The 18537-nt window shown below is 66.6% G+C and carries 16 protein-coding genes; 14 read left to right on the top strand and 2 right to left on the bottom strand.

Features of this window, described 5'->3' with window-relative positions:
* The first annotated feature begins 164 nt into the window (after positions 1-164).
* A complete protein-coding gene (locus VF557_14785; GenBank protein ID HEX8081475.1) occupies positions 165-1442 on the top strand; it encodes a restriction endonuclease in 1278 nt (425 codons plus the stop codon).
* Between the two features lie 443 nt (positions 1443-1885).
* On the opposite strand, the gene VF557_14780 is transcribed toward VF557_14785, so the two are convergent.
* Positions 1886-3742: an AAA family ATPase gene (locus tag VF557_14780; GenBank protein ID HEX8081474.1), complete on the bottom strand. Its 1857-nt coding sequence runs from the start codon at positions 3740-3742 to the stop codon at positions 1886-1888.
* Positions 3743-4149: 407 nt separating this feature from the next.
* Here VF557_14780 and VF557_14775 point away from each other — a divergent pair, with 407 nt between their 5' ends.
* From VF557_14775 to VF557_14715, 13 genes are all read left to right on the top strand, one after another.
* A complete protein-coding gene (locus tag VF557_14775; GenBank protein ID HEX8081473.1) occupies positions 4150-4926 on the top strand; it encodes a hypothetical protein in 777 nt (258 codons plus the stop codon).
* 76 nt (positions 4927-5002) lie between these two features.
* A complete protein-coding gene (locus VF557_14770) occupies positions 5003-5974 on the top strand; it encodes a hypothetical protein (GenBank protein HEX8081472.1) in 972 nt (323 codons plus the stop codon).
* Positions 5975-5985: 11 nt separating this feature from the next.
* Positions 5986-6315 carry a hypothetical protein gene (locus tag VF557_14765; GenBank protein ID HEX8081471.1) on the top strand — a complete coding sequence of 110 codons (330 nt, stop codon included), beginning with the start codon at positions 5986-5988 and terminating at the stop codon, positions 6313-6315.
* A 56-nt stretch (positions 6316-6371) separates the two neighbouring features.
* Positions 6372-7169, top strand: coding sequence for a hypothetical protein (locus tag VF557_14760; protein ID HEX8081470.1), 798 nt, complete (start codon positions 6372-6374; stop codon positions 7167-7169).
* Positions 7166-8677 (top strand): hypothetical protein, encoded by a 1512-nt coding sequence (locus VF557_14755; protein ID HEX8081469.1) that lies wholly within the window; start codon positions 7166-7168, stop codon positions 8675-8677. The genes VF557_14760 and VF557_14755 overlap by 4 nt, the downstream gene beginning before the upstream one ends.
* Positions 8674-10215: an SCO6880 family protein gene (locus VF557_14750; GenBank protein ID HEX8081468.1), complete on the top strand. Its 1542-nt coding sequence runs from the start codon at positions 8674-8676 to the stop codon at positions 10213-10215. The genes VF557_14755 and VF557_14750 overlap by 4 nt, the downstream gene beginning before the upstream one ends.
* A gap of 200 nt (positions 10216-10415) precedes the next feature.
* On the top strand, positions 10416-11768 hold the full coding sequence (locus tag VF557_14745) for a hypothetical protein (protein ID HEX8081467.1): 1353 nt from the start codon (positions 10416-10418) through the stop codon (positions 11766-11768).
* Between the two features lie 3 nt (positions 11769-11771).
* Complete coding sequence (locus tag VF557_14740; protein HEX8081466.1) at positions 11772-12944, top strand: NlpC/P60 family protein; 1173 nt, start codon at positions 11772-11774, stop codon at positions 12942-12944.
* A 37-nt stretch (positions 12945-12981) separates the two neighbouring features.
* Positions 12982-13467, top strand: coding sequence for a hypothetical protein (locus tag VF557_14735; protein ID HEX8081465.1), 486 nt, complete (start codon positions 12982-12984; stop codon positions 13465-13467).
* Between the two features lie 264 nt (positions 13468-13731).
* A complete protein-coding gene (locus VF557_14730) occupies positions 13732-14985 on the top strand; it encodes a TraM recognition domain-containing protein (GenBank protein HEX8081464.1) in 1254 nt (417 codons plus the stop codon).
* On the top strand, positions 14973-15587 hold the full coding sequence (locus VF557_14725; protein HEX8081463.1) for a hypothetical protein: 615 nt from the start codon (positions 14973-14975) through the stop codon (positions 15585-15587). Before VF557_14730 ends, VF557_14725 begins: the two co-directional genes overlap by 13 nt.
* Positions 15584-15880, top strand: a complete 297-nt coding sequence (locus VF557_14720) for a hypothetical protein (GenBank protein ID HEX8081462.1) — start codon at positions 15584-15586, stop codon at positions 15878-15880. Before VF557_14725 ends, VF557_14720 begins: the two co-directional genes overlap by 4 nt.
* A 4-nt stretch (positions 15881-15884) precedes the next feature.
* Positions 15885-17177, top strand: a complete 1293-nt coding sequence (locus VF557_14715) for a hypothetical protein (GenBank protein ID HEX8081461.1) — start codon at positions 15885-15887, stop codon at positions 17175-17177.
* 284 nt (positions 17178-17461) lie between these two features.
* Here the strand turns inward: VF557_14715 and VF557_14710 are convergent, their stop codons facing one another.
* Complete coding sequence (locus VF557_14710; GenBank protein ID HEX8081460.1) at positions 17462-18238, bottom strand: trypsin-like serine protease; 777 nt, start codon at positions 18236-18238, stop codon at positions 17462-17464.
* Positions 18239-18537: the final 299 nt, after the last annotated feature.

The raw sequence follows: 18537 nt of genomic DNA, 5'->3' as shown, positions 1-18537 counted from the left end.
ATGTGATCCGGCATTGACCTCGATGACCGTTACTCTGCAGAACGGCCGCTGAGCTGGACGCGTCAACTTAGGACGGGATGAGTAGGGAGATGACAGGAAATAGGGCCAATCCCACCCGCTTGGAACTTATAGCTGAATACGCCAGGCTGACCACCCTTGACGGGTTGACATCACAGGCCCGCGGACAGCTGTTCAACAGGTTCGTAGCCGATCTGCTCCACGCTGATGGCATTGAGGCCCACTCGAATTTACGTGGCAGTGGCGAGATAGACGTCGCCTTCTCCGTGAATAACCAGCGCTTTGTCATTGAGGCGAAGTGGGAAAAACCGCCAGTCAGTACTGACGCTATCGCCAAGCTGGAGAAGCGAGTCCGTCAGCGGTTGACGGGGACGCTCGGCATCTTCCTCTCAATGAGCGGCTACACGACCGCGGCGCTCGATGATCTGAGGCAAGGCGGCCGCACGGAAGTCCTGCTGCTCGATCGGCACCACCTCGAATGGCTGTTGGCAGGCCTGACTTCGGCCGATGAGTTGATGGGCCGCCTACTCGACCAGGCTTCCTACTTCGGCGACCCTTACGCCACCATCGAGCGGCTGTTCGCAACCAACGGTCGCGCTGAGCCGCCACGTGTTCGACCTGCGGAGCCACCCATAGACGGGCACGCTCCGATCATCCTGACTCATTCCAGCCTGAATAGCAGCGGCATCAGCGCCGATGGCGATGCCCTCCTGCTCACCACCACCGATGGTGTCTGGCGCGTGGAACCGGCAACGTCAAAGGTAGAGCTAGTTGTCCCGATCGCCGGGATCAGCAATCCCGTGTGGCGAACCGCTGAGGGCTACCTGATCGTTCGTCGTGAGGGGGCAGCTCTCTACCAGGAGGGTCTGAGTGTGGTGCTGGGCGGTGGTATCCAAGGCGCGGTGCGCGCAATCCTAGGGGTTGATGGATCGCGCTGGTTGTTCAGCAATGGTAGCGACGGGTTACGGCGTCACGAACCGCTCGTCCAATGTCTACCGGCCGAGCTTCGTGCCCCTGCACTACCGCCGCGTCAGCTTGACTACCCGGTGATGTCAGCCATGAACGCCCAATGGCTAAGTGATACGCAGCTACTAGTAGTGGGGAACCCGGGGGCTTGGCTCTATGAGCTCGTACCTGATGTGACATCAACTGAGGTGCGAGCCGTGCAACGGCTTCGATTTGACCAAGCCAACCCGATGGGTATCGCAGTTCGGGACAGCCAGGAGGTATTCGTGGCTGCCGGCGAGATGGAGGTTGTCCGCATCGATACCAGTGATCTATCGATACGGGTGGTCCAACATGTTGCTCTGGGCGGCTCCGTTAGCAGCCTGGCCGCCACCTCCGATGGCTTCCTGTATCTGCTCGCATACAGAATGGCCAGCGGTCAAGAGCCTCAATGTTTAGTCGTCCAGCTGGGAGTTTAATAATGTGGCCGCAGTAGACTAGTTCTGTCGAGCCGATGTCTTTCGCCCATCCGCATCCGGGGGTCGCCAAGTACGTCAAGAGGCTGCTCCGAACAGGACGACTAGCCCCCGCATAAGAGAAGCTCAGGCTGGGATGCTCGGGGGACTTTTCTGAGCTTTTCCTACTCCGAGGCCGGGAGCCTGCTCGCGCTTCATCTCAGCCTCGCACTTCCGGCATTGCGTACAACGCCCGATCTTGGAATCGGTCGGGATGTGCTCGCCGTGAACACCGTTGTGGCCACACCAGCCGCAGTCGAATATGGACATCAGTCCACCTCTCTGTAGTGGGAATACGGAGTGGTACTCCCTATCTCTTAGGTGGTCTTGTAGGCGGTCGTAGAGTACGACCCGACTGTGAACCGGATCACATCTGCACTGCTGGTCGCGTGGCCTACCGATACGGGTTACGCGAGCAGCCCGTTCAGCCGTGCGAACAGTGCCTCAAACCGCGCCTTGGTCGGCTCGTCGATCTCACCGACTAGGCCGTCCGTCGAACGCAGAAGGTAGCTCGCTGGCTGGTAGTGATCGAACTTGGAGCCAAGGGCAACCTCAACGCGCTTCACGATCCGACCACCCGGCGACAGCTTTGACTTCGCGACCTTCCCTACCTTCGACGCATCGAGAAGCTTGAGGTACCAAGCCTCATCAAACATGTCCTCGATGTCAGCCTCAGAAGTACCGGTGATGTCGGTGAGCGGGATGAGTTTGCGCCCATCGAGCAGGCCACGTTGCACTAGGTTGTCGAGCCGCTGGTTACCGCCGCCGGCCACGTCAACGAGCACCGAGACGTTAAGATCGCTCCCGCCGAGGAGTGAGATAAAGGTGGGGATCTTCTCAATGCCGCCCGCAGGGGTCAGCGTCCAGCGAGGATCGAGCGCTGTCCGCTTCTCGGAGCGGAGGAGGTCGCTCATCACCGACACGTAGACGACGTCGGCCGGGCCCTCGACGAGTAACTGATCGGCTCCGATGATCAGGGTCTGCGCCATGTCGACACCGAGCGCACCGAGCAATGGGAAGACCGTGTCTGGCCGTGCGTCCCACACGTCCTCACTGACTACCGTGCCGACGTTGTCGACGTCCTCGACCGTCCGACACCGCTCCAACTTTGTCGGCGCGATCATGAATAGCGAGTGGGTTGAGTAGATGACCTGGTGCGACGGGGCAAGCCGCTCATCGATGTACCGCAGCAAATCTCCCTGAGCTTTTGCGTGAAGATTCAGTCCGGGTTCGTCGAGCAGGATGATGCGCCGGTCCTCGTCTGCATACTCCGAGAACGCGGCGAGGAACGAGAAAAACCAGATGAAGCCCTTCGAGCGCTGGTTCATGTTCAGCGTGACCTGGTGCCGGTCGTTGCGTACGCGGACCTGAAGGAACGGCTCCGGCGCACGCGCCGGGTTCGCTGCCACCGGCCGAAACTCGATGTCCAACTCGACCCGCAGGCCGTCATTCTGCGTCCAGAACTCGAACAGCTCGGACGTTAACTCGTTGCCGGCTGCCTCCAAGGCGGCCTTTCGCTCCTCGTAATGGTCGGCGGTGAACTCTGCGGTGTCGACTCCTGCCAGGCGCAGCAGCGCGAGGGCGGTCCGGTCGCCGGCGTTCAAGTCATCTTCATTAGTGTTCTGGAGCTTCTCGATGCTGACGACGCCGGGGAGGATGCTGTAGTCGTCGAAGTACTGAAAGCGCGGCACCATCCTGTGCACAGCCGTGCGAACCTCGCCAAGTAGATCGCGGTCGGCGAGCTGGGTCGCAAGTTCGAGCGCCGGTTCGGTTGCACCGTCGGCCTTGAGCGCCGCGACTACAGCATCTCGGTTCTCCTTGGCGTACTTTTGGACGTCTAAACCGCTCCGGTCGAGGATTGCCCGCAACACCGCGGCCTCGTCGGTCTGAACGCCGATGCCGGGGAGCTTGGACCCGTACGTCCTGCTAACCGTCACGGTGGGGCTCTTGATCACGCCCGCGCCAAAGGACGCCTCTAGAGCTGCGATGTCCGTTTCGCCCAACTCAAAGGACAACTGCACGGGCATTGTGCTTCCGATGGACTTCTTGTCGCGCGCTCGATACCGGCGCGGGTAGTCACGCAGCTCCTCGAACGAAACGGGGTACCCAGCGCTAATCGGCTTCACGCGGTACATCGCCTCAAGGACGGCGGTCTTGCCCGACTCGTTCTTTCCGACCAAGGCCGTAACGGAACCGTCGACCTGGAACGGCGTTGAGTCAGTAACGCTCTTAAACCTTGTGACGTGAGCTTCGCTCAGCCTCAAATCGCACCCCGCGCTATCGAACAGGCATTCGGACTTACATCAGTGTGAGACGTTACTCGCAGTTGCGCAACCAAGTTCCGAAGAAGGCCAGGGCGACCTCTCGGGGCCGACTGTGAATGAGGTTGTCCGAAGTTGCCGGGTGCAAGAGTCCATCGAGGCCAGCCGCGACCAGGCAGTCGCTGAGGCCGCAGGCACTCCGCACTTTTAACCCGACCGCCATAGGTCGCCGGTTCCGCCGCCGGGTTAACCCTCGCCCGTACCGAGTCGAGGGAGGCCATGTCTCTCACGGTCGGCTCCTGGCTCCTACAGGGTTCGACGATCTGTCACCCCGAATCGGGATGACAGATCGCTGAACATCTTTGCGGAGCGTCATCGGCATCAGCAACCGATGACGGAGGATCGCAGGGATGTTTCACGACGACAGCATTGCTGGAAGCTGGCAGGAACTGGTTCAGCGGCTCGAGGCCACGGACGCTCTCGGGCGGTGGGCCGTGGACGACGAGCGGATCGCCGGCCTGCACGACATCGTCGATGAGTTGCTGCCGCTGCTTGCGGTGGGGGCCGATGCGGCTCGTGCGGATGACATTCTAGGTGCCCTGGTACGCCGGGCTGCGGTTGACGGCGGTGTCGACGATGATGCCTTGTTGCTGACCCTGCACCTGTTCAGCGATTGGGTCTGCCCTATGGCTGTCCAGTTGCGCGACCTCGCGCCTGGAATGGTCGGCGTGATCGTCAGCGAGCTGACCTGTCAGATCCGGAGCTACCGGTGGCAGCAGCGGAGGCGCGCCGTTGCGGCGGGTCTGCGCTGGGACACCCGCCGCGCTGTGCTCGCGCAGTTCCGACCGTCCACGCCGCGGCACCGGCACCGGGCCGAGCGCCTCCTGGATCCGATGAGCCCACAGTGGCAAGCCACGCCCCTCGGGCGACCTATCACCGCGTCCCAGGACGAGGACATCGACCTGGCCGACCTGCTGTGGTGGGCGGCGCGCTGCGGGGTCGACGAGAATGACATCGCGCTGCTGGTCCGAACCGAGCAGGCTCGCGCCGACGCGGCCCTCAATGCGCCCGACGATCTGGTAGCTGCCGAGTTCGGATTACCCCGACGGACGTTCTTCAGGCATCGTGCGCGGGCTCTGGCTGCGGTTCGCGCCGCTAGCCGTGACTACCTGACGGCCGCCGCATGAGGCAGCTGAACAGCAGCGACTCCGCCAACTCGGCGTCCCGCTTAGGCACGGCCCGCGTGTCGGGCGATGCGTCGGCATGAACCCGCCCGGAGTCGAAGCACTCGATCAGCGCGTCGAGGCCAACCGCAACGAGGGCGCTCCGAGCAGCCAGCTGCTGTCGGTGGCGGAGATACAGCAGGCGTTGCGCGCGCTGCGGGCCCGGGAACCATCCGAGCCGGCGATGTTGGCCGCGTCGAAGCAGAGGCAGGTCGGGGCCGCCTCTCACGGGGGTGGGACGGCCCCGACCCGCACCGACCTGTTCACCGACGCCGGGCGACGCGGCTGGCCGGCGAACATGTCCTTCGTGCAACCGGCCGGTGGGCTGGCGGAGCGGTGGGTGAGTGTGGTCGCGGCTCACGCGGGAGCCGGTGCGTCCACCGTCGCGCTGGCGATCGCTGACGCGGCAGCCGTCGCGGGCAGGGGTGCGCACCTCGTCGAGACAGCTCATCCGACCCGGTCCGGCCTGGTCGCCGTAGCCGATGCTGAACTGGGCGTCGACCCGAGCGGGGCGTGGCGGCGCGGGAGCCGCGGCCGGGTGACCATCCACCGGCGGGCGACCAGCGACATCCCGACCGGCTGGCCCGCACTGGCGCCCTCGGAGGACGACCTGGTCGTCATCGACCTGGGCTCACCGATGCCCGACAGCCTGACCCGGCTCTCCACCGGCGGTTGCCGCACGGTGGTCGTTTGCCGCCCGACTGTGCCCGGAGTGCGGCTGGCCGAGCAGCTCCTCAACGCGGTCACCGGGCCGGCAATCGTCGCGTTCATAGGCGGTGATAGATGGCCGGGTGAGGTTAGCGCCAGCCTCGGTCCGCGGCTGCGGGCACTGCGCGCCGACAACGCCATCGTGACCGTGCCCACCGTTCGGCGGCTTGAGGTCACCGGCCTCACCAGCTCCCCATTGCCGAAGCCGGTCGCCGCGGCGGGCTGGTCGCTGCTGGAACTGATCGACGCCACCCGATTAGGCGATGCGACTTGGTCGGCGCCGCTAAGGAATGGAACCGAGTGATAACGACTGCGATGAGCGACGTGCTCGCGACGAAGCTTCTAGTGGTGATGGCTGCGACGCCCACCCCCTTACCGACGTCCAACGGTGGTGTCTGTCCGCAGGCGCCACCAGGAATGCAGAGCTGGGCTGACCAAGTCCTGGCGTGGGTGAAGTGGGGTGTGCTGGCCATCCTGGCCATCTCGTTCTTCGTCTCCGTCGGGATGCTGATCTGGGGCCGCGTGACGCACCACCCGAAGGGGGCCCGGCTCGGCTTCGACGGGCTGATGATGTGCCTGGTTGGCGCGATCATCTACGTCGTCGGCTACGTGATCATCAGCAGCATCACCGGAAGCGGCTGCTGATGCTTAGCCGTCGTGGCACCAACCACCGCTCAGCCGCGGAGTGGTCTCGCCAGAAGATGCTCGCCCTGCTGATCGCCGCGGCTGCAACAGTGGTGCTGCTCGTCGTCGGCATCGTCCTGGCCGTGGTCTACGCCGTTGCCCCTGTCGGGCACATGGCAGAACAAGAAACAACCAACCCCAGCAGCTCGAGGGGCGGCGGTATCGGGACGTCGATGCGATCCGGCACCGCAGTAGACCCCCGTGACGCACTGGCCGACAAGCCGATGCCCATCGTCGATGAGGACGCCTCTCGCCCTGGGCCTGTGTCGACAAACGACCCTGGCGTGCCGATCATCCTGCCGGCTCCGACGAGCATCGGGCCGGCGCAGGTTCCGACCGGCTTCCCGCGCACCCCACAGGGAGCTTTGGCTCAGCTGGCCGCGATCGACCAGATCGCGCTGCAGTCTGGCACCCTCGCCGGCGCCCGCGAAGTCATTCGGGCCTGGGCTCTGCCCGGTGGGCCCACCATCAGCAGCTGGTCGGGAGTGCGGGCCATGGCCGAGTTCTTCAACGCCGCCGGGCTATCCGGCGGCGGCAACAGCCGGCTGGCGATCGTGGCCACCCCGCTGACGGGGTTGATCAAGGGCAGTGTCGGTGCGGACTTCGTGCTGCCCTGCGTTAATTTCGAGATCGACGTGACCCTGCAGCAGACCGCACGAGGGGCGGCGGCGGACTGCCAGCGGATGGTCTGGAACGGCGCTCGCTGGATGATCGGCCCTGGCTCCGAGCCCGCGCCCGCGCCGTCGGTCTGGCCGGGTACGGACACCGCGCTTGCCGTCGGCTACCGCGATCTGCGACAGGTCGCGAGCCGATGACCGGCGTCGCCGTGCTCGCCTCCGGCTGCACCCGACTGCCCTGCCCGGGGCAGCAGGTCGAGGCGTTCGATCTCGGCGATGCCAACCCGCTGAAGTGGCTCGGCACTGCGGCTTCAGCCGCCGCGGGCGATGCCTGGCTCACCTCGATGACCGGCCTGTGGTCGGCCGCGCTCTGGCTGCTGAAACTGGCCTTTCAGATCATCGACGCCTTCACCACACCCGACCTATCCGCTACCGGGCCGATGGGCTCGGTGCTTCCGACGACGCTGTGGCTCGGCGCCACGCTGGCCGTGATCATGATGTTCGTCCAGCTGAGCGTGGCTCTGATCCGCCGCGACGGCGAGTCCATAGGGCGCGTCCTGATAGGCATCGCCCAATTCGGGCTCGTGTGGGTCGCCTACCTCGGGCTTGCGGCCGGATTCGTCGCGGCGGCCTCCGGTCTCGAGCGGGGAATCTTGGAGCAGATGCTGCAGGTGCAGGAGCTGTCCCAGGTCGATCTGAGCGCGTCGTTCCCGGACAAGATCACCGACATCACCCTGGCCACCGTGCTCGGCGTGCTCGGGCTGTTCATCGTCATCCCGGCCGCGTTCTTTTACGTGCTGATCATGTTCGTCCGCGAGGCCGCGCTGATCATCCTGGTGGCCACCGCCCCGATCTCGGCCGGCGGCCTCGTCAGCGAGATCGGCAAGGTGTGGTTCTGGAAGACGCTGCGCTGGTTCTTCTCCTGCCTGCTGATCTCGCCGATGGCCGCGTTAGTGCTCGGCGTCGGGGTCACGTTGTCGACCGGCGTCATCGACGCGCCAAAACCTCTGATGTGTGGTGGCACGTTGTGCGACCCACTGGACGCCCAGCAGGTTAGTGATTTCGCGAACGCCACCAACACCGCGCACGCCGGGATGGCGGTGGTCGGCTGCATCGTGATCGCGATCGGCGCCTGTTGCCCGATGATCCTGTTCCGGCTGCTCGCGTTCGTCGAGCCTGGCACCGCCTCGGGTGCGGCGCTGCGGCAGTCGTGGTCCAACGCTGGTGGCATGTCCGGGATCATCGGCGGCGGCGCCCAGTCCGCCGGCAGTTCGGCCGCGACTCAGGGCAGCGGCGATGGCCGCTCGGGCGGCGAGTCCGGAGCCGAGGCGCAGACGCAGACGAGGCTGTCCAGCGCGCTGGGCGCGTTCGGGACGGGCATGCAGGTCGCCACCTCATTCGCGTACAAGGCAGCTGATCTCAGCTCGGACATCCTAGGCCAGGCCGGTGTCGGCTCACCGGGCTACAGCATGACCCCGACCGACGAGCGCAGCAGCCGAAGCTCCGACCGCGGTAGGTCTTCCAGCAACGGGTCATCTGATCCAAGCAGCGGACCCGGCGGCGCAGGCGGCGAATCTGGCGGCGGGTCGATGCCTGAGCCCCCCACGCCCCCCATGCCAGGCGGCGGCGCCCGTCCCGGCGGCGGCGCCGGTGGCGCGGGCGCGGCGGGCGGGTCTGAGGCAGCGGCCGCGGTGGTCGCGCTGTGACTCGCCAATTCGATGCCCAAGTCAGCCCGGTTCGCTACGGCGGCTGGTCGAAGGACAGGCAGGGCTGGTTCCTCGGCCTCGGTGGCGGGTCGTGGATCGCGATCCTGCTGGGCGGCCTGCCGCTGCTGATCGCCGCAGGAGCGCACCAGTGGCTGGCCGCGCTGGGTTGGCTGCCGGCGTGGGCGGTGCTGATCGTGCTTGTCGCGGTTCCCGTTCGGGGCCGCTCGGCGTTGCGCTGGGCGATCGATTCCCTTCTTCGTTGCATAGGGGTTGTGATGCGTTGGACTGACTGGCAGTCGAAGGCTGCCGCGGGTGCCGTGGACAGGTTCGACGAGGCCGATCTTCCAGGCGTGCTGTCAGGTATCCGCACCCATGACGGGCCGCCGTTCGGCCCGCTGCTGGCCCGCCCGGCGATCGTCGCCGACAACCGCGAGCGCACCTGGGCGGTCGTCGCCCGCATCACGCACCCCGGCATCGGCCTGTCGGAGGGGCTGGCGCGGACTCGGATGGGCAATGGCCTGTCCGAGCTGCTCGATGGCGCCGCGTCCGCGGAGCTGGTGTCGGTGATGGCGTTACAGATCCGCACTGTTTCCGACGACGGCGCCGAACGCTCCGCATGGCTGCAGGCCAACCTGCGCAAGGACGCACCGAGCCTGGCGCTGGCGGTTAACGCAGAGCTCGCGCAGGTGATGACCCAGGCCGGCGTGCGGCACGAGGCGTTCGTGACGGTCGTGGTGCCGGAAGGGCGGATCGCGAAGCAGGCCAAAGAGGCCGGCGGCGGCGTCGACGGCCGCGCCCGGGTGCTGTACGGGGTGATGGGCGGGATCGAAGCGCGACTGATGGGGCCGGTCGGTTGCACCAGCGTGGCCTGGCTGGACTCACCCGCGCTGGCGGCAGCGATCCGAACCGGCTTCGCGCCGGGCGACCGGGTCGGGCTCATCGCGGCTGACATCGCCGCCCAGAGCGACCCTCACATCGCGGCGACGTTGCCGATGGCCGCTGCCGGCCCTACGTCGACGCCGAACCCGGAGCGGCGCTACTACGCCCACGACGCGTGGCACTCGGTGACTTGCACGATCCTCCTGCCCGACAAGGGGGCAGTGATGGGGGCGTTGGCGCCGGTCTTCACGCCGACCACGGCGGGGGAGCGGCGCTCGGTGACCGTGTTCTTCGAGCCGATCAGCCACGACAAGGCCGACCGGATGGTCGGAGCTGAGTCGATGTCGTCAGACCTCGCGACCGAGATCCGCCGCAAGAGCGGGTTCAAGGTTCGCGCCTCGCACCGTCGCGACGTCGCCAGGGTCGAAGGCCAGGACGTCCGGCTGGCCGACGGCAACGCCTTCGTGCGGGTGGGAATCGCCGCCGCGGTGACCGTGCCCAACACCTTGTCGATCACCGACTTCGGCAGACGGTTGGAATCTGACATCACCGGCTCCGGCTTCAAGCCGCTCCGGCTGGACCTGGCCCAGGACTCAGGGTTCGCCGCCGCCTGCATCCCGCTCGGGATCGGCTTGCCGAAGCGACGGGGTGCCAAATGAGTTTCCGAGGTCAGGGGCATCGCGATGGGAGAGGGGTCGCGCAGCTGGTGGCGGACTTCGGCCATCAACTGCCGCCGCCAGCCCCAACCCCGGCCCGGTCGAAGGACGTCGACCCATTTCACGTGATGGTCGGCAGGCACGGTCGCTCTGGCCGTGCCTGCGGCTGGGCTCCGGTTCCTGCCCCGGTCGCGGCCTACCGGATGACATCGGAGCAGGTCGGCGGAGTGTGGCCGCTGATCGCCGGTGACGGGCTCCCGCCGACCGGCGCGCAGATGGGCATCGACTTCCTGTCCGGCGGCGCGTTCCACGTCGACCCGATCACCTGGACGCTGCAGGGCACCGCTGGGATCACCAACCCGAACATCATGTTCCTCGGCGCGCCCGGGCGAGGGAAGTCCGGCGCTGTGAAGATGTTCTGCCTGCGCATGATGGCCTTCGCCTACCGCACCCTGATCCTGGGCGATGTCAAGGACGAGTACGAGCCGTTGTGCCGGGCACTCGGGGTCCAGCCGCACGCCGTCGGGCACGGCCTGCCCGCCCGCATCAACCCCCTCGATTTCGGGCCACTGGGCAGCGACTGGACCGCGCTGCCCCGCGCCGAGGCACAGCGCCGCGCGGCGATGGTGTTCTCCCGCTGGCTGCTGCTGGTCCGCGGCCTGGTCGGCTCCCAGCACGTGCCGTTCGACCCGACCGCCGAGACCGCGGTCGGTCAGGTGATCCGTGACCTCACCGGCTACGCCTCCGGCGCCGACCGGATGGCCGAGATCACCATCCCGCAGATGTGGGAGGCGCTCAACAACCCGACCGATCAGCTCATCATCGACTGCCGCTACTCCGACCGGCAGCACTTCCTCGATGAGACCCGCCCGATGCGCGACGCGCTCGGCTCACTGGTCAAGGGTCACCTGTCCGGGCTGTTCGACGCACCGACCACCGTCAACGTCGACTGGCGTGCTCCCATCCAATCGCTGTCGCTGTCCCGGCTGGACCCGCTCGGAGACGAAGCGGTCGGTGTCGCGCTGACCTGCCTCAACTCGTGGGGCCGAGCGATGACCCAGGTCGCCGAACCTGGCGACCTGCGCATCATCGTCCGTGATGAGTGCTGGAAGCAGATGCGGCTGGGCATCGACGCGGTCAAGTCCCTCGACGCCGACCTCCGGCTGTCGCGCCGCGACGGCTGCATCCAGACCGTCATCGCGCACAAGCCCTCGGACATGCTCACCGTCGGCGACGCAGGCAGCCAGGCGGTGGCAATCGCCAAGGACCTGATGCACCTATGCGCCACCAAGGTGCTATTCGGACAGGACGATCAGGTCGGCGATGAACTGTCCGACCTGCTTGGCCTCACCCCGATGGCCGAACGGATCGTCACCGGGTGGGCCACCGCGGCCAAGGGCCGGGCCCTGTGGCTGGTGGGCTCACGCGCGGCGAAGGTACAAACCGTCCGCACGTCGATCGACGTGGCGCTGACCAACACCAATGATGCGATCACCGCCCCAGGTGAACGGCCAGAAGCCGCCCCATCCCGCGTCGGTGTTGCCGGGATGGCGTAAGTCATGACCGATCAGAGGGTCAGCAGCGCGCAGTGGGCGATTGGTGTTGCCGCGATGCCGTTCCTGGCGATGGCTTCGATGATGATGGTGATCGCGGGCGGCGGCGCCAACACCGCACCCCCGTCCAGCGTCTGCGGCGGCGGCGGCACGGCGCAGACGATCGGCGTCGTTCAGCTTGACGCCGAGCAGATGGGTAACGCGCGCACGATCGTGTCCGTCGCCGCCGGACGGCACCTGCCCTCCTTCGCAGCGGTCGTCGCGGTCGCCACCTCCTACACCGAGGTCAAGCTGCGCAACCAGCTCACCCAGACCGACCACGACTCCGAAGGGCTGTTCCAGCAGCGGATCTCGATCTACACCAGGCCAGTCGCGGACGATCCGGTGAAGGCGACCAACGCCTTTCTTGATCGACTTGTGAAGATCCCTAACTGGCAGACGAACACAGTCGGCGTCAACGCGCAGACCGTTCAAATTTCGAAGTACCCCGATCGTTACCAGCCCACCGCCCCGCTCGCGCGGCAGATCGTCGGGCAGTTCTGGCCGGCTGCTGCGGCCGCTGCCGGCCCGGCACCCGCCGGCACTGGCGGAACTGCGCCGGCCATCCCGGCGATCGGCTCCGGCCCGGCGATCGGCTCCGGCCCGGCGATCTGCGCGGGCGGCGGCGGCGCGATCCTCGGTGGCGGCGGAACAGTCGCGGGGAAGATCGTCGGGCCGACCGGCAACAACATGGCCGGCACAACGACGATTCCGAGCGGTTTCGTGATCAGCGGCTCAGCAAAGGGTCACCTGGCGGTCAAGTACGCCCTCGCGCAGCTCGGCAAGCCCTACCTGTTCGCCGCCGCTGGTCCGAACGCCTTCGACTGCAGCGGCTTGACGATGGCGGCCTGGGCCGCCGCGGGCGTCGCCCTGCCACACCTCGCGGCCGGGCAAACATCCAGCGGCACGGCCGAGCCCACCAATTTGAGCCAGGCCGTCGGCGGCGACCTGGTCATGATTCCCGGCTCGGACGGCACCGCTGCCAACCCCGGGCACGTCGGCATGATCGCCGGCTACGTTGACAAGCCCGACGGCCGGCACCTCTACATCGTCCAGGCGCCCATGGCCGGCGTGCCCGTCCAGCTGACCGAGGCCACCCAATGGTCCGGGCAGATCACCCACGTCCGGCGCATCGGCTGATGACCGTGGATCAGGAGAAGCTCATGGAGCTAGCACGATGACCGCCTCGCAGCAGCGACGCCGGAACCCTCAGCCGATCGGCCAGGGCTGGGAGACCGCGGTGGCGATCCTCGGCAGCGCGCTGCTGGTGCTCGGACTCACCGCGCTGTGTGGGCTGGGCGCGGCGTCGGCATTGTTCGGGCGGGGCTGGGTGTGGCCGAGTGGGACAGAAGCCATGGGTCACGTCATCGGCGGGTTATTGACCGGACGTCCCGGCCAGGGCTTCGGGGATCACCAAGCGACGCTGGTGGCCGGGCCGGTAGCGATATACATGTGCGTTGCGGTATGCGAGGTCGCAGCCATCGCCGCATCGATCACCGGTGCTGTGCTGGTCACGCGTTACCGGCGACCCGGTGACGCGCGCGGCGGTATGGCCACCCGCAGCGAGGCCGAGCAGGTGCTCGGGATCAGCCGCCTGCGTGCTGCTCGCGCGATCATCCGTCCTGATCTTCACGGGCCAAAAGCATCGAAGGGGAGCGGCTGATGAGCTTCGAACCGACCGACATCGGCTGGCGATTAGGGCGGTCGCAGACCCCTCACGGCGTGGAACTGTGGTGCCGGTATGACCGGACCACCGGCGTCTACGGCGAGCAGGGCTCGGGCAAGACCCTCGACGTCCTGGCACCGGCGTTGCTCGCGCACCGAGGTGCCGGAATGGCCACCCTGACGAAGGTGGATGACCTGCTGTTGACGGCTCATCGGCGCCACCAGCCGCTCACCCCCCGGTGGCCCGCCGCGCCCGATCGCCGTGCTGGACCCGTTCGGCGCCGCCTCGGGGTTGCCAGAGTTCGTGTGGGACCCGATTGCCGGCTGTGTCGACCCGATCCTCGCCGAGAAGCGAGCGAAGGCGTTCGCCGCCGGAACGGTCACCGGAGCGGTGACCGGCGGGCGGCAGGACAGCGCGGCCCGGTTCTACGCCGCTGAGACGGCCAAGGTGTTGCAGGGATTCCTGCACGCCGCCGCATTGACGGGGCGCACACTGGAGCACGTTCTGGAGTGGGTGGCCAATCCCGTCGCGGCCGAGCAGCCCGCCGAACTACTCCAGCAGCACCCGCATGCGGCGAAGTTCTGGGACGGCCTGCTCGCGGGTGCCCTGCACGGCTCGGCCGACACCGTCGGCAACACCGTTACCACCGTCCAGCAGGCGATGTCGCTGTTCTTCCAACCCGAGATCCGAGCCCGCTGCGTGCCGTCACGTGAGCGGCCGGCCACTGACATCGCCGACCTGATCGCCAAGCAGGGCACGGTGTACCTGCTCGGCCGGGAAGACCCCTACGCCTCGGCCGCACCACTGATGACAGCGGTCGCCGAGCACGTCCTGGACACCGCACTGGAGATCGCGAACAGCTCTCCATACGGGCGGATGACGCCCTGCTTCCTTGCCTGCCTGGACGAGCTGCCCTCCACCACTCCGCTGCCGACGTTGCGGGTGCGGATGGCCAACGAACGCGCGCTGGGGCTGTCCTTCATCTACGCCAGCCAGACCTGGAAGCAGATGGTCGTGTCCTACGGCGAGGACGAAGCCCGATCGCTGTTCGGGCTCACCAACAACCTGGTGATCTTCGGCGGCGGCAAGGACATCCACTTCTACAAAGAAGTCTCGGATCTGATCGACGACGTGAGAATAAGCCGCCAAACCATCAGCGACGGGCCCGGAGGCATCGGCACCTCCCGCTCCGGTGAGGACGTGCGCGTGCTGCGCCCCGGCGATCTCCGCCGCATTCCCGAGCGGCACGCCCTCGTCATCGCCGGCAACGCCCCGCCCATCATCACCAAGCTGCGCCGCTGCCTCGACGGAAAGGACGGCCAGTTGCTCAAGGCCGAACTGGACGCCACCCGCGCGCTGGTCAGCGGCTCCCGCGCGGTAGCCCCGGATGTCTCCCGGCGCACCGCCGACGCCATCGCCTACGCGCGCCAGCATCGGCTAATACCGGCAGCTGTTGAAGAGGATGCCTCACCGCACGGCAGCACTTCTTCCGCACAGGCGGGGTGGTCACGGTGATCCTGAACCGATTTCCGCAGCCCTCTGGGTCCATCCTCAAAGCCCTGGAGATGCTTGCGATGCTGCGCGATGGCGACCCTGAGCAGCTGCAGGCGCTGGAAGACCTGTCCGAGCTTCCTCGCCCGTGGGAGCCGGCGACGTGCCCGGAGCACCTGCGGGCCGCGGTATGGCGCTGGTGCGACGCGGTCACGGTGTGGCTCAACACCGACTACGCCTGGCGACCTGCTCATCTCATCCCAACATGCTGGCCACGCCACCCCCATATCGCCCGTGAGTTGGCGGTGCTCGCCTTCCTGCGCTGGGAGGCCGAAGAAGCGACCGGCCCGCATCTGCTCGAGGACTGGCAGCGCTACAGCTATCCGATGTTCTGCGAACGGATGGCCGGCCGGCTCGGCGACAGCACCTGCCGCACCGGCAAGCACCAGGACTGGCCCGCCGAAAGCCGAGTCACCGCTTACACCCAACCGGCGGCCAGCGCGGAGCGGCGGGCCCTCCTCACCGCCGACAGCGATTCATCCACAGATCCGGCGGGCGCTCTGTTCAGTACCCACCGCGGCGGCATGCTCACCGCTGATCTCTCACCGGAAGGAACCCGTCGATGACCAGCCACGCCGACAACCTGGCAATCACCTCCGCCGCGGCGGCGCTGTTCCGAGCCGCCGCGACCAGCGCCACCGACCTCGACAACGGCGCCCGGCTGCTCTGCCTAGCGGCGTTCGAGCACCTCAATCCGCTCAGCCCACCGGCATCGGTGCCGATGGAAAGCGCTGACGCCCGAGCGCTGATCCGGGCCGCACTCCGATTGCTCGCGACCCTGCCGACGCAGGAATTCGACAAGACGGCCATTCTCGACGCCGCCGCAGCCGGCCGGCGCGCCCTGCTCCACCTGGGCTAGCCCCGTGGCCACCTCGATCCACGACCTGCTCGACACCGCCAACCTCCATGCCGCAAAGACGGACCCCACCCCAGCCGGCCTCGCGGACGCAGCAAGCGCGATCGGACACCTCGGCCGCGCACTGCGGCTGCTAGTCAATGACGGCCTTTCCCAAGACGTCGGCGGATACCGCGAGCGATTCGTCTCCGAACTCGCCAACGCCTGCGCCGCCGCGGCAGGTGATGCTGCCTTCAGCGGTGCACCGCTCAGCCTGCTCTGCGGCGCCGCCGCCGACCTCGTCGGCATCCTGCGCCCGGAATGGAGCCACGCTGGCCGGTGGGCCGCCGCGCTGGCAGTCACCGAAACCGCCCGGCAGGTCGCCGCCGTACTCAGCGCCGGCGAGCAGCCCACAATGGGCCCGCAGCTGGCCTACCTGCGCCGCGCAACGGTTCTCGTCGAACGGACCGGCGCGATCGAACCCCCAACCGCCCGGCAGGCATGGCTACTGGACCGGCCGCTGCCCTCACCGGTCGCTGCCCACGAAGCAACCCCAGACACGATCGGCGACGCGATGGTCGCACTGGCACACCACAGCCGGCCCGGCACCAACCTGTCCGTGGCCGAAGTGCTCGCGGTATGCATCGCCGCCGAAACGGCCTGCCGGCACACACCGGTCAGCGCAGATAGCGGCCCGGCGCTCGCCGAGGCTGCGGCGGACGCCTGGCGGCAGGTCCGAGTCGCGCTCCGGCCGATCAACGACGGCAGCCGGCAACGGCACGACACCAGGCCCGTGGTCGTCGCGGCGGCTATACGGCTACACGACTCTGTGGTCACCGGCCGGGCAGACGCCTCATCATCCGACGACTTAGGGCCACTGTCAGGCCTCCGCACGGCCACTCAGCTGCTGCCAGCAATCGCTGAACAGCTGCGCCAGCAGGTACAACAATGGCCGGCAACCAGACAGCTATGCGCCTACGCAGCAGACCTGCCCTCCCGCGAGGACCGAGTCGCGCAACAGCTGGCCGGACACCGCCCCGAAGGACTCATCCACGTCGACATCGGTGACCTCACCCCGGTCCTGCACGCCCTTCACACCGCCGAATCGGCGACAGCAGCCCTCAGCATCGGCGCACCACCAGCAGGCTCAGACGCCAGCTCTATAGCAACTGGCCCGCTCCAACGCCTCACCGCCGCCAACCACCAACGATTAACCGACTGGCGAACAGAACCCAGGCGGACTGCAACGGCTCACGTCCCAGACCCACCGAACCAAGCCCGCCTGCATGTTGCTGGGCAAGCAGCTTCGCGGCCGAGATGACCGCGACCCGAAAGCAGGATCAGAGCAAAGATCAGAGGTCCTTACGTGGAGTCGGACAGTCGGGTCAGCGAATCAGTGTGTCTGTGGATAACCGGCGCTGGGCGGCTGGCAAACCCAGCTTCAACCTGTCGGCTGAACCGTCACCGGACCGGGTACGCGCTGCGTGAGCCAGTCCATGACCAACTGCTGGCGACACGGCCGACACAGGAACGGCAGGCAGGCGATGCCTGCCTGCCGTTCCGGTTCTCTGGCTTAGGTACCCGATGATCAGGGCGGCGAACTAGTTATGCGCTGTATCTCCAGCTGTACAGGTCGGCTTCCAAGATATCCGTGATACGGGTGCCGTGATTGTAGAGGCTGTGGTTTCCAGTACCGTGGTTAGGCTGATAGGTGTGGATGCCCATTACGAACCATGTGCCGTTGGCGTTGTACTGCAACACTGGGGCGCCGCTCGTTCGATAGTAGGTGTCGTTCTGGTAGAAGAGCTGATAGGCATCGGACGCCCGGACCTGGTCATCGCTGCACCATTGCGTGTGGATCGGCTTGTCCTTCGCATATCCGCAGATCCTCTGCGGGTAACCGACAAGGGTGCCGGTCTGCGACCCGTAATTAAACCAGCCGGTCTGGTTACCGACCGTGCAGTTGAGCTTGATCGCAGCGTAGTCGAAGCGCTCGTCCCGGGAGGTGGTCCATTCAGGCGGCACACCGACTGATTTAATCCTGCACATGGGGTACGGTGTGGTCGCGCCTTGGCGGCCGGGCCAGACCTCCACTTTGGAGAAGTCAATCCAGCCAGTGCTGGTGTATAGGCAGTGCGCTGCGGTTGCGACCATGTCAGGGCCGTACATCCAGCCGGTGCACCCATCCTGGGTGTCAGTACTCCAGATCTCCACCACGGCGCGGTATGGGAATACGGTAGTGTTGGGCTGGACCCTGTCTTCCGGCGAGAATACTTTGGCGTCGGCTGGAGCGACGCACACCAACGTCATAAGCGCGGCAATCAGCCCCCCAAGCAGCGTCGATCTGAACCATCGAGTTCTCGGAAAATTAGCGGACCTCATGGCTTGTCCTCCCTATTCAATGAGGGAATGACCGTCACCCCTGCGACGGCCTAGTCACTGTATGACTATCGGATGACACCCCACCCTACGACTAATCGGATGGCTTTGTCACTTCACGACTAGTCGGATGAAACCTAGCCTTTACGTGGAATCACCTGACATCATATGGCGAAGTAACCCGGGGGGCTGGGTGGCTCTGCCTGCACCGGCCGTTCCTGGTGAAAGACCTGGCAACTGATCATGAAACTCCAAGCCCGGGCAACTACGGTACGAAGGACAGCTTTGCCGAATCGGTTTGT

It is taken from the genome of Jatrophihabitans sp. (assembly GCA_036389035.1).
In the GTDB taxonomy this organism is placed as follows: Bacteria; Actinomycetota; Actinomycetes; order Mycobacteriales; family Jatrophihabitantaceae; genus Jatrophihabitans_A.
Note: the sequence above shows the minus strand (reverse complement) of the source record. Positions and strands in the feature narration are given on the sequence as shown.

Excerpts from the sequence above, each read along its gene's own strand:
- VF557_14775 (HEX8081473.1), top strand. The coding sequence starts at position 4,150 with ATGTTTCACGACGACAGCATTGCTGGAAGCTGGCAGGAACTGGTTCAG.
- VF557_14770 (HEX8081472.1), top strand. The coding sequence starts at position 5,003 with ATGAACCCGCCCGGAGTCGAAGCACTCGATCAGCGCGTCGAGGCCAAC.
- VF557_14765 (HEX8081471.1), top strand. The coding sequence starts at position 5,986 with ATGAGCGACGTGCTCGCGACGAAGCTTCTAGTGGTGATGGCTGCGACG.
- VF557_14760 (HEX8081470.1), top strand. The coding sequence starts at position 6,372 with ATGCTCGCCCTGCTGATCGCCGCGGCTGCAACAGTGGTGCTGCTCGTC.
- VF557_14755 (HEX8081469.1), top strand. The coding sequence starts at position 7,166 with ATGACCGGCGTCGCCGTGCTCGCCTCCGGCTGCACCCGACTGCCCTGC.
- VF557_14745 (HEX8081467.1), top strand. The coding sequence starts at position 10,416 with ATGACATCGGAGCAGGTCGGCGGAGTGTGGCCGCTGATCGCCGGTGAC.
- VF557_14740 (HEX8081466.1), top strand. The coding sequence starts at position 11,772 with ATGACCGATCAGAGGGTCAGCAGCGCGCAGTGGGCGATTGGTGTTGCC.
- VF557_14735 (HEX8081465.1), top strand. The coding sequence starts at position 12,982 with ATGACCGCCTCGCAGCAGCGACGCCGGAACCCTCAGCCGATCGGCCAG.
- VF557_14720 (HEX8081462.1), top strand. The coding sequence starts at position 15,584 with ATGACCAGCCACGCCGACAACCTGGCAATCACCTCCGCCGCGGCGGCG.
- VF557_14710 (HEX8081460.1), bottom strand. The coding sequence starts at position 18,238 with ATGAGGTCCGCTAATTTTCCGAGAACTCGATGGTTCAGATCGACGCTG.